This is a genomic window from Streptomyces sp. NPDC006529 (assembly GCF_040611795.1).
GTDB lineage: Bacteria > Actinomycetota > Actinomycetes > Streptomycetales > Streptomycetaceae > Streptomyces.
Window position 1 is genome coordinate 245,496 of sequence record NZ_JBEXPB010000001.1, and the last position, 14,059, is coordinate 259,554.

13 protein-coding genes are annotated in these 14,059 nt (G+C 72.4%); 3 read left to right on the forward strand and 10 right to left on the reverse strand.

The features are described from left to right. Positions 1 to 33: 33 nt before the first annotated feature. The 6 genes from efeB to ABZY31_RS01160 form a co-directional block, all read right to left on the reverse strand. Positions 34 to 1,305, reverse strand: coding sequence for an iron uptake transporter deferrochelatase/peroxidase subunit (gene efeB / locus ABZY31_RS01135; protein ID WP_356403323.1), 1,272 nt, complete (start codon positions 1,303 to 1,305; stop codon positions 34 to 36). A gap of 5 nt (positions 1,306 to 1,310) precedes the next feature. Then, positions 1,311 to 3,239: a copper resistance protein CopC gene (locus ABZY31_RS01140; protein WP_356403326.1), complete on the reverse strand. Its 1,929-nt coding sequence runs from the start codon at positions 3,237 to 3,239 to the stop codon at positions 1,311 to 1,313. A 22-nt stretch (positions 3,240 to 3,261) separates the two neighbouring features. Then, the gene (locus ABZY31_RS01145; protein ID WP_356403329.1) at positions 3,262 to 3,729 is read right to left on the reverse strand and encodes a copper chaperone PCu(A)C; all 468 of its coding nucleotides are present in this window, start codon (positions 3,727 to 3,729) and stop codon (positions 3,262 to 3,264) included. After that, on the reverse strand, positions 3,726 to 4,376 hold the full coding sequence (locus ABZY31_RS01150) for an SCO family protein (protein ID WP_356403331.1): 651 nt from the start codon (positions 4,374 to 4,376) through the stop codon (positions 3,726 to 3,728). The genes ABZY31_RS01145 and ABZY31_RS01150 overlap by 4 nt, the downstream gene beginning before the upstream one ends. A 48-nt stretch (positions 4,377 to 4,424) precedes the next feature. After that, positions 4,425 to 5,141, reverse strand: coding sequence for a YcnI family protein (locus ABZY31_RS01155; protein ID WP_356403334.1), 717 nt, complete (start codon positions 5,139 to 5,141; stop codon positions 4,425 to 4,427). 111 nt (positions 5,142 to 5,252) lie between these two features. Next, positions 5,253 to 6,098, reverse strand: coding sequence for a hypothetical protein (locus ABZY31_RS01160; protein WP_356403337.1), 846 nt, complete (start codon positions 6,096 to 6,098; stop codon positions 5,253 to 5,255). 234 nt (positions 6,099 to 6,332) lie between these two features. Here ABZY31_RS01160 and ABZY31_RS01165 point away from each other — a divergent pair, with 234 nt between their 5' ends. After that, entirely contained in the window at positions 6,333 to 6,824 is a 492-nt protein-coding gene (locus tag ABZY31_RS01165; protein WP_356403340.1) for an ATP-binding protein, read from the forward strand. Positions 6,825 to 6,903: 79 nt separating this feature from the next. On the opposite strand, the gene ABZY31_RS01170 is transcribed toward ABZY31_RS01165, so the two are convergent. Both ABZY31_RS01170 and ABZY31_RS01175 read right to left on the reverse strand, forming a co-directional pair. Beyond that, entirely contained in the window at positions 6,904 to 8,370 is a 1,467-nt protein-coding gene (locus ABZY31_RS01170; protein WP_356403343.1) for an aminopeptidase P family protein, read from the reverse strand. Between the two features lie 86 nt (positions 8,371 to 8,456). Continuing rightward, positions 8,457 to 10,031 (reverse strand): PP2C family protein-serine/threonine phosphatase, encoded by a 1,575-nt coding sequence (locus tag ABZY31_RS01175; RefSeq protein WP_356403346.1) that lies wholly within the window; start codon positions 10,029 to 10,031, stop codon positions 8,457 to 8,459. 599 nt (positions 10,032 to 10,630) lie between these two features. Here ABZY31_RS01175 and ABZY31_RS01180 point away from each other — a divergent pair. Both ABZY31_RS01180 and ABZY31_RS01185 read left to right on the forward strand, forming a co-directional pair. Continuing rightward, a complete protein-coding gene (locus ABZY31_RS01180; protein ID WP_356403349.1) occupies positions 10,631 to 11,224 on the forward strand; it encodes a bifunctional DNA primase/polymerase in 594 nt (197 codons plus the stop codon). 211 nt (positions 11,225 to 11,435) lie between these two features. Further along, on the forward strand, positions 11,436 to 11,984 hold the full coding sequence (locus ABZY31_RS01185; RefSeq protein ID WP_356403352.1) for a hypothetical protein: 549 nt from the start codon (positions 11,436 to 11,438) through the stop codon (positions 11,982 to 11,984). Between the two features lie 279 nt (positions 11,985 to 12,263). Here the strand turns inward: ABZY31_RS01185 and ABZY31_RS01190 are convergent, their stop codons facing one another. Next, positions 12,264 to 13,238 carry a DUF5926 family protein gene (locus tag ABZY31_RS01190; protein ID WP_356403355.1) on the reverse strand — a complete coding sequence of 325 codons (975 nt, stop codon included), beginning with the start codon at positions 13,236 to 13,238 and terminating at the stop codon, positions 12,264 to 12,266. 179 nt (positions 13,239 to 13,417) lie between these two features. Further along, positions 13,418 to 14,020, reverse strand: a complete 603-nt coding sequence (locus ABZY31_RS01195) for an ATP-binding protein (RefSeq protein WP_356403358.1) — start codon at positions 14,018 to 14,020, stop codon at positions 13,418 to 13,420. Positions 14,021 to 14,059: the final 39 nt, after the last annotated feature.

Below are 14,059 nucleotides of genomic sequence, written 5' to 3' on the forward strand. Positions count from 1 at the left end.
CTAATGCCGCGGCCCCCGGCCCCGGGGTGCTGTTCATCCTTCGAGCAGGGGCTGGCCCACATACTCCTCGGGCCGGGGGCCGCGCGGGACGGCGTACAGCCCGCTCGCCTCGTGGCGGATGAAGTCGGACAGGGCGTCACCCCGGTCGAGCTTGCGCTGGACCGGGACGAAGCCGCGCAGCGGGTCGGCCTGCCAGCAGATGAAGAGGAGGCCGGCGTCGGGAGTGCCGTCCGCGCCGATTCCGTCGTGGTAGGAGAAGGGGCGCCGGAGCATCGCCGCCCCGCCGTTCTGCGCGGGCGCGGAGATGCGGGCGTGGGCGTTGGAGGCAATGACCGGCTTTCCGTCCGGACCGATCTTGTCGAGGTCCGGCTTGGTGGTCTCCGTGCCACCGGTCAGCGGCGCCCCGTCGGCCTTCTTCCGACCGATGACCTGCTCCTGCTTGGCGAGCGACTGCTTGTCCCAGTCGTCGAGGAGCATTCGGATGCGCCGCACGACGGCGTACGACCCTCCCGCCATCCACGCGTGTTCGGCGGGACCGGGTCCCGTGCCGGGCACGAAGATCCGCCGCTCGAAGTCGGCGTCCGACGGCTTGGGATTGCCCGTGCCGTCGATCTGGCCCAGGAGGTTGCGGGCCGTCATCGCCTTGGCCGTGGCCCCGGGGGTGCGGTTGAAGCCGTTCATCTGCCAGCGGACGCGCGCGGCCTCCCCGGCGTCCTTCTGGAGGGTGCGCAGGGCGTGGAAGGCGACGAGCGCGTCATCGGCGCCGATCTGGATCCACAGATCGCCGTTGCCGCGCTGGGGGTCGAGCCGGTCCGCGGAGAACTCCGGCAGCGGGTCGAGCGCCACGGGCCGCCGGGCGGTGAGGCCGGTGCGGTCGAAGAAGGAGTGGCCGAAGCCGAAGGTGACGGTGAGGGAGCAGGGTCCGGCGTCCAGGGCGATCCCGGAATCGGCGGCCCCCGCTTCCTGACCGGCCATCAGCCGACGCGCGCTGTCGGACCAGCGGCGCATCAGCGCGACGGCCTCTTTGCGGCCCGCGCCGGGGGCCAGGTCGAAGGCCAGCACATGGCCCTTGGCCTGGAGCGGAGTGGTGATGCCCGCTTGGTGGTCGCCGTGAAAGGCGACCGCGGTGGCGCCGAGGGCGGCGGACGGGACGGCTGCGCCGCCGCTCCCTTCGGACCCGGCGAGCGCGGAATGCGCCAGGGCGCCACCGGTGGCGCCGAGTGCGAGACCGGCGGCGCCCGCGGCGCCCACGGTGCCCAGCAGGCGGCGTCGGGAGATCTCGATGTCGGGGTTGCTCTCGGTCACGCTGTTCAGCCGATCTTGACGGTCTTCTGGACGGTCGTCTGGTCGATGTCGGAGGTACGGACGCTCACGTCGATGCGCCATTCACCCGCCAGCGGCAGCTGGACGCCGGAAGCGCTCCAGTGTCCGGGGGCGGCGTGGTCGGGGGCGAGCGGCAGGGGTCCGATGTCCTTGGCGGGGAGGGTGAAGGCGACCTTCACCTCGGGGATGTCGAAGGGGCGGCCGTCGGGAGCGTCCACCCAGACGTGGAGGCTGTTGGCGCCGACCCGGCCCGGATCCAGCTCGATCCGGACGCTGCCCTTGCCGTTCTGGCCGCCGGTGTCGAAGGGCAGGGTGACCTTGACGGGCCGGTTGGGTACGGCGGTGACGGAGCGGCCGCTCTCCAGTTCGGCGGCCCTGCCGGGCTCCGTGCCCGTCAGCAGGGTGGCGACGGCCAGCAGCACGACGGCGACTGCGGCCTCGGCGAGCACGGAACGACGCAGACCCGCGCGGTCGGGGTCGGCCTCCCGGCGCTGCCTGTCCCGCGCGTTCTCGCGGGCGGCGCGCTGCCGGGCCAGCTGGGCGGCACGCTTGGCACTCGGCGGCACCGTGACCGAGGCCTCTGTTTCACGTGAAACATCGGCCGGGGCGAGGACCTGCGCGATGTGACCGCTCGTGTCGTCGGCCAGTCGGCCGGTCCACTTGCGGGACACGGAGGCGACGGCGACCAGGACGGCGACCAGGCCCACCTTGACGAGCAGGTACCGGCCGTACTCGGTCCCGGTCAGCGCGGACCAGCTGCCGAGCTGACGCCAGGACTGGTAGACGCCCGTGATGGTGAGGGCGAGGACGCTGACGAAGGCGACCCGGGAGAAGCGCCGGACCGCCGCGCGCTCGATGTCGGGGACCTTGTGCAGGGCGACCAGCAGGGCGGCCAGCCCGCCGAGCCAGGTGGCGACGGCCAGCAGGTGGACGATGTCCACCGGCATCGCGATGCCCGGCTGGATACCGGTGGAGGCGTGTTCGGACAGCGACCAGGTGGCGGCGATGCCACCGGCGACCACGGTCCCGCCGATGGCGAGGCCGAAGGTGAGGTCGCTGGTGTCCTTGGCGTTGCCGTCGCTCTCGTCGCCGCCCCGTACCGTGCGGGCGAAGGTGCCGAAGAGGACCGCCATGAAGAGGGCCACGGCGCCCAGCAGCAGGAGCCGCGACACCAGGGACGCCCCGGTCTTGGTCTCCAGGACGGCCTTGAGCCCGGCGAGGTCGAAGACGTCGGAGAAGTCGCCCGACCCGGTATAGGGGTTGCGCAGCACCAGCATGGCCAGCGTGGCTGCGGTCAGCGTGACCCAGGCGCGCAGGACGAGCTTCTGCAGCGGCCGCTCGGCGGCGCCCCGGCGCCAGCACAGCAGGATGAAGGCCGCGCCGCCGACGAGCACCGCGAAACCGCCGTAGGCGGCGTAGCGCGCGAGGCTGTAGGCGATGCCCACGGGGCCGCCGCCGGCCACCTGGGTGGGCAGCGAGACGCTGGTGGCGGAGGGGGCGCCGATGGAGAAGGTGAAGGCGCCGGAGACCGGGTGACTGTCGGCGGAGACCGCCTGCCAGGCCACCGTGTACGTGCCGTCGGGCAGTCCGACGTGCAACGCGGTGCCGTAACGGATCGTGGAGCCGCTGCACAGGTCGCGCAGTTCGCCGGTGTCGACCCGCTTACCCTGCGGGTCCATGACCCGGATCGAGTCGCCGTTCATGGCGACGGCTTCCGAGAACGAGAGCGTGACCTGGGCGGGGGCCGTGGCGACCACCGCCCCGTCCCGGGGATCGCTCGCGGTGAGCGCGGCATGCGCCGAGGCCGGTCCGGCCGCGGTGAACAGGGCCGCGACCAGGGCCGCGAGGACCAGCAGGAGCCGCGGCAGCCGGGCTGCCGCGGTCGTGCGGGCCGTGGAGGGGGCGGTGGCCGTCATGGCGTGTCAGTCCCTCGGTCCGTCAGCCGGCGTTCTGCGGGTTGTACGTGCGTTCCTTCACGTCCAGCTCGACCTTGACCGGGTCGGCCTTCTCGAAGCGCAGCTCGACGGTGACCTTGTCGCCGACCTTCGGCTGGTTCTTCAGGCCCATGAACATGACGTGGTCGCCACCGCGGGCCAGCTTCAGTTCGCCCTTGGCCGGTACGTCCAGGGCCTTAACCTGCTGCATCTTCTGGTTCTTGGTCTCGTGGATCGTCACGTCGCCGGAGAGGTCGCTCGTGACGGCGGTGAGCTTGTCCGCCGTCCCGGAGCCGTTCTTGATGACCATGAACGCGCCGGCCATCTGGGCGTCGACCGGTTCGGGCATGTAGCCGCCGCTCACGGACAGCTTCGGCTTGCCGTCGCCGGAGTCGGAGGAACAGCCGGATATGGCGAGGGCTGCCGACAGGGAGAGGGCGGCGGCGAGGGTGCGGGTGGTGCGGCGGTTCACGGGTTCTCTCCCTTGATGATCTTCGGCAGGTCCTTGGTGTAGTCCTCGACGGTGGCCGACTCCCCGTAGAGGACGTAGCCCTCGTCGGTCTTGGGGGAGAAGGCGATGACCTGCGCGCCGTGCATGGAGACGATGGCGCCGTCGGCCTCCTTCTTGGCGGCCTCGATGCCGATGCCGAGACTGCGGGCGCCTGCCTGGATGGTGGCGAAGTCCCCGGTGAGCCCGGTGAAGGCGGGGTCCTGGGCCTTGAGCCACTTGCCGAGGGACTCGGGAGTGTCCCGGTCGGGATCGGTGGTGACGAAGACGACCTGGAGGTTGTCCTGGTCGGCCTTGGGCAGCGCCTTCTTCGCGACGGCGAGGTTGCTCATCGTCAGCGGGCAGACGTCCGGGCAGTTGGTGTAGCCGAAGTAGATGAGCGTCGGCTTGCCCTTGGTCTGCTCGCGCAGGCTCCACGGCTTGCCGTTGGTGTCGGTCAGCACCAGGTCCGGCTTGGCGAAGGGGCGGTCGAGAACGGTGCCGGGCTTGCTCTTGGCGGGGGCGTTGACCTCCGCGAGCGACTTGCTCTTGCCGTTGTCACCGCCGCAGGCGGTGAGGGCGAGTGCGGCCGCCGCCACGAGGGCGGCGACCGTCACACGTGCGGTGCGCATGGGGTGGTCCCTGGGATCGGGGGTGGTTCGGATGGCTGCGTACGTCGGTCAGGACGTGCGGCGGCGCGAGGCGACGCCGAAGGCGACCCCGCCGAGGCCGACGACGATGCCGGCGATGCCGAGGGCGCGCGCGGTCGTGTCGGAGCCCGAGGCCGCGGAGTTCTCGGCGCCGTCGTGGTGCTCGGTGTTCTTGGCCTCGTCGGCCTTCTTGTCACCGTCGTGGTGGTCGGCCCCGGTGGCCGCGGCCGTCAGCTTCAGCACGGGCGCCGGGTTCTGCGGCTCGGCCGCGCCGTCCTTGGCCTCTTCGATCCACCGGACGACCTCGTTGTTGTCGTACGTCTGGACGGCCTTGAAGACGAGCTTGTCGACGTCCGTGGGGAGCTGGCCGACGGAGAGCGGGAACTGCTGGAACTTGCCGGGCTCGATCTTGCCGCCGGTCCAGGTCACCTTGGTCACGGCCTCGTTGATCTGCTTGCCGTGCACCGTGAGCGGCTTGTCGAGCTTGCTCTTCTCGACGCTGACCGTCCAGCCCGGGACGTCCTGCGGCATGACGGACGAGAGGGGGTGGTCGGTCGGGAAGCTCACTTCGAGCTTGTTGGTCGAGGCGGCGTCGCGCTCGTTCGGGACCTTGAAGTTGATCGTCGCGTAACCGCCCTTGGCGGCCTCGCCCGGCTGGACGCCGACATGGGCGAAGGCGGTGCCGGACAGGACGAGGACGGTACCGGCGGCGAGGGCGGCCGCGAAGGAGACGCGTGAGGTCTTCATGGCAGGAACACTCCGTGGGAAGCAGGGGTGACGGTGGCTCCGGCGCTCGGGCGCGCGCGGAGTTCGCGGCACCGGTGCTCCCCCGGGTGTCCCGGGGAGGGAGGTGCCGCGTCAGGCTGCGAGGGAGAGGGCCACGGGCGGGCCCCGCCTGATCACCGTGTGCTGGAGTGCCGTCCGGCCGGGTGCCAGGGCCCGGTCCGGGGTGGTGCGCGGCGCGCGGGGGATCCGTACGGACGTACCCGCGAGCCCGGCGCCGAGGGCGCGGACGAAGGCCAGGGCGGCGCGCAGGGCCCGGACCGGGGCGGTCGCCGCGGCGAGCCGGGAGAGTTCGACGAGCCGGAACAGGGCCGCGTCCCCGCGGCCCAGCAGCCAGCCCGCGGCCAGCGCGGCCAGCAGGTGGCCCAGCACCATCGGCAGGCTGAACAGCCCGGTCGAGGGGGCGGTGGCCGCCTGGGCCAGGTGCGCGTGGGCGTCGTGGCCCGCCGCACCGAGCGCGGCCGGGTTCAGCCCCGCGGTCTCCAGCACCTGCCGGGCGTCGGCCGGGCTGAGCGGTACGGAGTTGCCCCCGCAGATCAGCCGGGCGGCGAACGCCGCGAGCGAGGCGTCGGAGGCGGCCTGCGCGGAAGCGCCCGCGGTGTCGGCCGCGGCCGAAGCGGAGGCCGCGGACGCGGTGACGGAGGCGGCGCCGTGCTGGCCGAGGCCGAACAGCGTGTGCAGACCCAACTGGCCGACGGCGAGCGCGCCGACGAGGCCCGGCAGCGTGCGACGGCGTCCCGCCAGCGGAACGGCGATGGCGAAGACGGCCAGGAAGCCCGCGCAGAGCGTCCACCAGGGAACGGTGGCGCAGGAGGCGAGGGCGTGCCCGACGGCGGACAGCACGACGCAGACCGCGGTGAACACCGCGGCCCGCAGGGTCAGGAGCCCGGCTCCTGCACGCGTCGTGTGGGGGGCAGTCATGGCCGGGCCATCATCGCACTGTGCCGGGGCTTCCCATACGGCAGGTCCGGAAGGTCCCTTGAGTCCCCCTGGACGCGGTGCGCCCCGGGATGCTCCGGTGCGGGACGGCGCCGCGGGCCCGTGCTCGCACCCCCGCCGCATACAACGGTGTCCGGTCGGGTCGCATCGGCCGAACGAGCGCTCTGACGGGCCTTCGGGGCTTACCCGGTGCTGCGGACGGCAATAGGTAACGGTATGAGCATCTGGTGGTCCCTCCACTTGAGGCGCGAGGCCGCGAGCGTGCCGCTCGCCAGGCGGCTGTTGATCGGGACGATGGAGACCGCCGGGGTGGACCCCGACATCTCCTTCGACCTGTCGGTGGCGCTGAGCGAGGCGTGTGCGAACGCGGTGGAGCACGGCGGACCGGTGGCCGGGGCGGTGGCCGGCGGCCGCGCCGAAGGCGACGTGCCTGCTCCTCCCGCTCCGGCGGCCTGTGCGGCGTACCGCGTCACGGCCTTTCTCGACGGCGACCGCTGCCGGATCGAGGTGGCCGATTCGGGCCCGGGCTTCCCGCCCGCGACGGTGTCGCGCCGCAGACCCCCGTTGGCGGAGCACGGCCGGGGTCTGTCCCTGATCGCCGAACTGGCCGATCACGCCCGGTTCCGCAACCGCCCGGGCCGGGGAGCCGTCGTCAGTTTCGACAAGGTCCTCAAGTGGCGCGACGGAGCGCTGCTGGAGGCGTCCTGACCCGCCGATGGGCGGGGTCCCGGTACAGGGGACCCCGCCCATCGGCGGTGGTACGGGGGGCGGCGAAGGCCCGGGGGCGCTAGCCCTTCAGCGCCGCCATCCAGCTCTCGACCTCGTCGGACCGGCGCGGCAGGGCCGCCGACAGGTTCCGGTTGCCGTCCTCGGTGACCAGGATGTCGTCCTCGATCCGCACGCCGATGCCGCGGTACTCCTGCGGCACGGTCAGGTCGTCGGCCTGGAAGTACAGACCGGGCTCGACGGTGAGGCAGACACCCGGCTCCAGGGTGCCGTCGACGTAGGCCTCCGTGCGGGCGGCCGCGCAGTCGTGGACGTCCATGCCGAGCATGTGGCCCGTGCCGTGCAGCGTCCAGCGACGCTGCAGGCCCAGCTCCAGGACCCGCTCGACCGGGCCCTCGACCAGGCCCCACTCGACGAGCTTCTCGGCCAGCACGCGCTGCGCGGCGTCGTGGAAGTCGCGGAACTTGCCGCCGGGCTGCACGGCGGCGATCCCGGCCTCCTGGGCCTCGTACACCGCGTCGTAGATCTTGCGCTGGATGTCGGTGAAGCGGCCGTTGATCGGCAGGGTGCGCGTGACGTCGGCCGTGTACAGGGAGTGGGTCTCCACACCTGCGTCCAGCAGCAGCAGCTCGCCCGAGCGGACGGGGCCGTCGTTGCGGACCCAGTGCAGGGTGCAGGCGTGCGCGCCCGCGGCGCAGATCGAGCCGTAGCCGACGTCGTTGCCGTCGACGCGGGCGCGCAGGAAGAACGTGCCCTCGATGTACCGCTCGCTGGTCGCCTCCGCCTTGTCGAGGACCTTCACGCAGTCCTCGAAACCGCGGACGGTGGAGTCGACGGCCTTCTGCAGCTCGCCGATCTCGAAGGCGTCCTTGACCACGCGCGCCTCGGAGAGGTTCACGCGCAGCTCGCCGTCGCGCTCGGCGGTGACCTTGTCGGCCAGGGCCGCCTCGATGACCGCGTCGTGCCCGCGGACGACCCGGACGGGGCCGGTGGCCTCGGTCAGGGCGTCGGCCAGGGTGCGGACGTCCTTCGCGGGAATGCCCAGGAGCTGCTCGGCCTCGGCGAGGGAGTGGCGGCGGCCGACCCACAGCTCGCCCTGGCCGGACAGCCAGAACTCGCCGTTCTCGCGGTCGGAGCGCGGGAGCAGGTAGATGGTCGCCTGGTGGCCCGTCTCGCCGGTGGGCTCCAGGACCAGGACGCCGTTCTCGCTCTGGTCGCCGGTCAGGTACGCGTACTCGGTGGAGGCACGGAAGGGGTACTCCGTGTCGTTCGAGCGCGTCTTGAGGCGGCCGGCGGGGATGACGAGGCGCTCACCGGGGAAGCTCGCGGACAGCGCGTCGCGGCGTGCGGCCGTGTGCGCGGCCTGGGCGATGGGCTCCAGGCCGTGCAGCTCGGTGTCCGCCCAGCCGGTGCGCATGTTCTCGGCGAGTTCGTCGCTGAGCCCCGGGTACAGCCCGTTCTTGCGCTGCTTGTGCGTCTTCTTGGGCTGCTCTTCTTCCGGGGTCTCCGGGGTGAGCTCGTCAGCCACGTCATCTCCTCAGCTACGACAGGACCGGGTACGGACCCCATCCATCGTATGTGCGAGAGGAAGTGGCCCCGACGGGCTGTGATAAATCAGTCAAACCGGGCAGCCAGCAGGACGATGTCCTCACCGAGGCCGAGCCCGGGGCCGACTCTGGTCCCGCCCCCGTCCGCTGCGTCCGCCGCCCCGTCCCCCTCCGGCAGCACGCTCCGCAGGACGTGGTCCACGATCGCGGCCGGGTCCTCGCGCAGCGCCCGCGGCACCGAGGCGGCGGCCGCGTGCAGCCGGGCGTACGCGCGGTCCATGGGGTCACCGGTCCGGCGCAGCAGCCCGTCGGTGTACAGCAGCACCGTTTCTCCCGGTGCGGGCTCGATCTCCACGCTCGGGGCCTCCCAGCAGGCGAGCATGCCGAGCGGCGCGGACAGGGAGGTCTCCACGTACTCGGTCCGGTGCTCGCCGATGAGCAGCGGCGGGGCGTGTCCGGCGCCCGCCAGGACGATCTTGCGGGCACCCGGCTCGCAGTAGGCGAAGAGCGCCGTGGCCGAGCGTGCGGGTTCGGTGAGCCGCAGCAACAGCTCCAGATCGGAGAGGACCGCGACCGGGTCCTCGCCCTCCATCACGGCGTACGCGCGCAGCGAGGCCCGCATCCGGCCCATCGCGGCGATCGCACTGGGACCGGCGCCGGTGACCGAGCCGACGGCGAGCCCGAGGGCGCCCTCGGGCAGGGGCAGGGCGTCGTACCAGTCGCCGCCGCCGCGCGGACCGGTGTGGTGCAGTGCGGCGAGGTGGACCCCCGGCACCCGGGGCAGCCTGCTGGGCAGCAGTTCCTCAGCGATGTCGGCGAGCCGTTCCCGGGCCCGCTGGGACTCCAGCACCCGGGCCAGGTGCTCCGCCCCGTGCCGCACGTAGAGCCCGACGAGGTCGCGCTGGCGGTCGCTCGGCTCGACCTGTTCGTCGTACAGCCAGACGATGGCGCCGAGCAGGCCGGTGGCCTCGGCGGTCAGCGGCAGCGTGTAGCTCGCGGCGTACCCCAGACGCGCGGCGACCTCGCGGTGCCGGGGATCGACCGGGGTCGCGTACCCCCCGCTCCCGGGGATCGCGCCGACGTCGGGGAGGACTTCGGAGCCGCCGACGGCACCCGGCATCCCGTCGAGGATGCGGCCGTACGAGGTGGCACCGCGCGGCACGGTCTCGATGTGGCCGAGGTCCGCGCGGGCCAGACCGAGGCCGAGCGTGGTGGCGGGGCCGAGTCCGTCGGAGGGCTCCAGCACGATCAGCCCGCGACGGGCGCCGACCAGGGCGGCTCCGGCGCGCAGGAACTCCTGGAGGCAGACGTCGAGCCCGGCGGCCCGCGCGAGGCGTTCGGTCAGCTCGTTGAGGGTGGTCAGGTCGGAGACCATGCCCGCCAGCCGGTCCTGGATCAGGGTGCTGGGGGCAGGGGCGAGGGCCGGTGCGGGAGCGGTGCGCGGGGGCACGGGTGCCGCAGTGTGAGGGGAAGACGTAACTACTGAATCGATTCCAGCCACTTTCGGCGGATGCGGGGCGCTCATGGCGTCCGGCTTTCCACCTGGTGCGATTCGCCGAATAGCATCGCAAACCCCCAGATCGTTCTGCGCCGCCATCAATGGATCCACATCTACACGCACACGTGGAGCGATGTCCAGCATTGCCCAGGTGGGAATCCTGGTGTCCGTGGGACGACAACTCACCGTCCGGTCAAGGGTAAAACTTGGCCGGAAAAGGTTGGATGGGATGCCTTTTTGCGGTCGACTGGGCAGGCGTCACCGTCGGCGCGGGTACGTAAACGGTGGTGCACGGGGTGAGTTGACGCCATCCCGGACCCGCCGGGAACCACCCGGCACGGGCCGCCGTCCTTAACGGGGGCGGCCGGGCGCGGCCCGTCGGGGGCCGTGAACCGCCCTTGCCGGACGTTCCATGGACCCGTACGACGACTGCACGAACCGTGTGAACCTGCTTCTGGCGGACTAGTGACGCGAAACGTGTACGTGTGGTGAAACACCGCATACGTGGTGTGATGTGGCCCTCGGCGTTCAACGGAAAGGAACGAGCGCTCATGCGCGAGATCCTCGGAAGGCGTCTCCAGCGGCTCCGCAGCTCCCTCCAGTCCCTCCGGCCCCTGCCGTCTCTCTGGTCTCTCCCGACCCTCCCGGCCCTTCGGCCCCTCCAGTCCCTCCGGCTCGGCTCGCGAGCCGCGTCCCGGCCGGGTCCCGCCGCCCTCCACCCCGGGCCCCTCGACGCCGCATTGATGTGCGCCACCGCCTGGCGGTGGCCCGTCCTGCCCGGGGTGGGCCGGGTGGCCCCGGACAGCGCGCGCTGCGCCTGCCCCGATCCGGACTGCGTCGTTCCCGGTGCGCATCCTTTCGACCCGGGCCTCCTCGCGGCCACGACCGACCCGCGCATGGTGGGCTGGTGGTGGACCAACCGGCCCGCCGCGCCGCTGCTCCTGGCCACCGGCGGGCACGCTCCCTGCGCGGTGAGCCTGCCGGCCACGGCGGCCGCGCGGGCGCTGGTCCGCCTCGATCAGCGCGGCATGCGGCTGGGCCCGGTGGTCGCGACGCCGACTCGCTGGTCGCTGCTGGTGGCGCCGTACTCGCTGGAGCGGCTCGGTGAACTCCTGTACGCCAAGGACCACGTGCCCTCGTCACTGCGCTTCCACGGCGAGGGCGGCTACCTGCTCCTGCCGCCCTCCGCCGCGTCCTGCGGGGGGCAGGTGCGCTGGGAAAGGGAGCCCTCGGCGCAGGACGGGCCGCCCTGGCTGCCGGAGATCGAGGCGGTCGTGGACGCGCTGGTGGAGGCGAGCACCGGAGCCCCGGGCGGCGGCAGCCGACTGGCGTACTGACGGGCGCCCGCGGGGCGTTCGCCGGTCCGGGCTGCGTGCGCCGGGCGTTCGCAGCTCCGGCACCCGTCCACCGGCCGTCCGTACGTCGCGCGCTCGCCCTTCACTCCATCGGTTCGCCGGATCACTCGAACGGGTGCCACCGACGCCGGTTTCCACGGGAATTGGGCGCGGGGATCTCCGTGCCGCATTCCCGCATCGCTATCTTCGGCGAATGAATCTCCGCCTGATCGGTATCGGTGCCGGTGTGCTGATCATCTTGACGCTTCCGCTCGCGGGTGCGATCGCCGGACCGGACTTCACCGCTCGGGACGACGCAAAGGGCGGTGGACTGCTCACCACGTTGGGTCTGTCGGAGCCTTCCGGCAGGCCTTCCGCGGTGCGGGTCGCGCCACCCGGTCCGCCCGAGCAGCCCCGTACGGACGCGCACTGCGGGCCCGAACTCTCCTCTCCCCAGGGGGTCGAGGCGCAGACGTGCGTGCTGACCGGCGAGGGGCAGAGCTGGGGGCGCAGTTACTACCGCAACACGAGCGGGCGCGTCCTGGAATCCGTACTGACCCTGATGGGGCCGGCGGGCCGGACGGTGCAGATCCGCTGCGCGATCGGAGCGGGTGATGAGCCGGGGCTGTGCGAGACCCCGCACGAGAAGTCCCTGGGTCCGGCGGACCGGTACACGGCAGTAGCGGAGTTTGCAGTTCCGGATACTGAAGGGCCCCTGCTCCTGCGGTCCGGGAGCAACTCACCGGGACCGAGCGGCGGTTAGTACCACCGGAAACACAAGGGCCCGGTCGCTGGCGACGGGGGATGCACCAGCGACCGGGCTACAAGAACGGTAACAAGAGATCGCCTGTTCGCAAATTCGATCTCTGATATTCAGACAGCGATTTGCAGACGATTAGCGGGAGTTGTGACTCCGGTCACCGCCCGGGGCGGCCCCCCGGAGCGCCCGCGGGAGGCCGCTCCGGAGGGTCGGCGGAACGCTGACGGCCCGTCGGCGGACCCGCTGCCGGGTCCACCGCCGGGCCGCGGGGCCGGCCCCGGTTCAGCTGAGGGTCACCTGGCGGTTGGTGAGCCCGCCACGCGCCCGGCGCTCCTCCGTCGTCAGCGGCGCGTCCGTGGTCAGGGCCTTGGCGAGGCGCTCGGCGAGGCGGGCCGCCGGCTCCTCCACCTGGTCGGCGGTGACGCCGACGGGCAGGTCCCACACCGGGACCATCAGGCCGTGCGCGCGGAAGGACCCGACGAGCTTGGTGCCCTCGCCGAGGGTCGACTCGCCCGCCGCGGTCAGCCGCGCCAGTGCGTCGAGCAGCTGCTCCTCGGGGTGCGGCATGACCCAGCGCAGGTGGTTCTTCTCCGGGGTCTCGCACCAGTAGGCCGCGTCGACGCCGGTGAGCTTGACGGTCGGAATGGCGGCCGCGTTGGCGCGCTCCAGCGAGGCGGCGATCTCCGGAGAAGCGGCCTGGGCGCTCTCCGCATCCGGAATCCAGAATTCGAAACCGCTGTGGACAACCGGCTCGAAAACGCCGTCCGCGTCCAGGAGGTCCTGGAGCCGGGGCCCTTCGGCGGGAACGCGGCGGGCCGGAACCGGATTACCCGGTTCCGCGACGAGCGCGCGTTCCAGGGTGTCCGCCAGGTCCCGGGAGAGGTTGCCGCTGGACGACTCGTTCTGCAGGCCGAGCAGGACGGAACCGTCCTCGCGGCGCAGGGCGGGCCACGCCATGGGCAGCACGGTCACCAGCGTGACGGACGGGACGCCCTCGGGCAGGCCGCCCTTGAGGGTGAGCGGGATGGTGGCGGCTGGCACCAGTTCGCGCAGTGCCACCCAGTCGCATTCGGAGGGCAGTCCCTCGAAGGGGCGCTGCACCAGTTCGGTGACGGCGTGCGAGGCGGCGGCGCCGTGGCAGGCCTTGTAGCGGCGCCCGGATCCGCAGGGGCAGGGCTCGCGGGCGCCCACCACGGGGATCTCCCCGTCCTTGAGCTGCGGCTTTGCAGTCTTCGCTGCGGGGCGCTTCTTGGCCATCGTGGGTGTCTCCCGGTTGCGGCGGTGCGTCGTTACGTGACGGCGCGAGCCTAGCCGTTCGTACCGCCGCAACCGGGTGGGTGCGGCCGGGAGCGAGGTCGGCGTGCGCTCCCGGACGGCCGCCGACCGTTCGTGGCCGGACCCCTGCCGCGGCCGGTCTCCGCGTCGGGAACCAGAGTTCAGGGATCCAGATCGTCGAAGGGCCCGGTGAAGTCGATCGCGGGCGCAGCGACGCGCGTAGCGAAATCGTCGTGCCGGGGCCCGCACGCGACCGTCACCCATACGGTGACCTCGCCGCCCGCGCCGTCCCGGACGCCCCAGTCCTGGGCCAGGGCGCTGATGATGTTCAGCCCGCGGCCGCCGCGCGCGGTGACCGAGGGCGTGGCCGGAACGGGGCGGGTGGGGCCGCCCCCGTCCGTGACCTCGACCGTCAGCCGCCCCGCCTTGTCGACGCGCCACGCGGCACGTATCTCCCCGTCGCCGATCTCCCGCGCGCCCAGGGGCCTGCCGTGCCGGCAGGCGTTGCTGAGCAGTTCGGAAAGGATCAGGACGGCATCGTCCACGACTGAATCGGGCACTCCGCCGATACGCAATTGCTCACGCATGCGATGCCTCGCCGTACCCACGCCCGCAGGGCCATGGGGTACGGCCATGCACGACGACGTGGGCACCTCCTGTGCCACCACCAACGCCACCCCCGGAACCTCCTTAGCCCCACGCCAAGGTCTGGATGCCCCCTTGGCCTGGACCGGAAACCGCCGCGGCGAAGCCCCCTGACGCATTCATGACGACCGAATGCGGACCGGATGCGCCGGGGCACA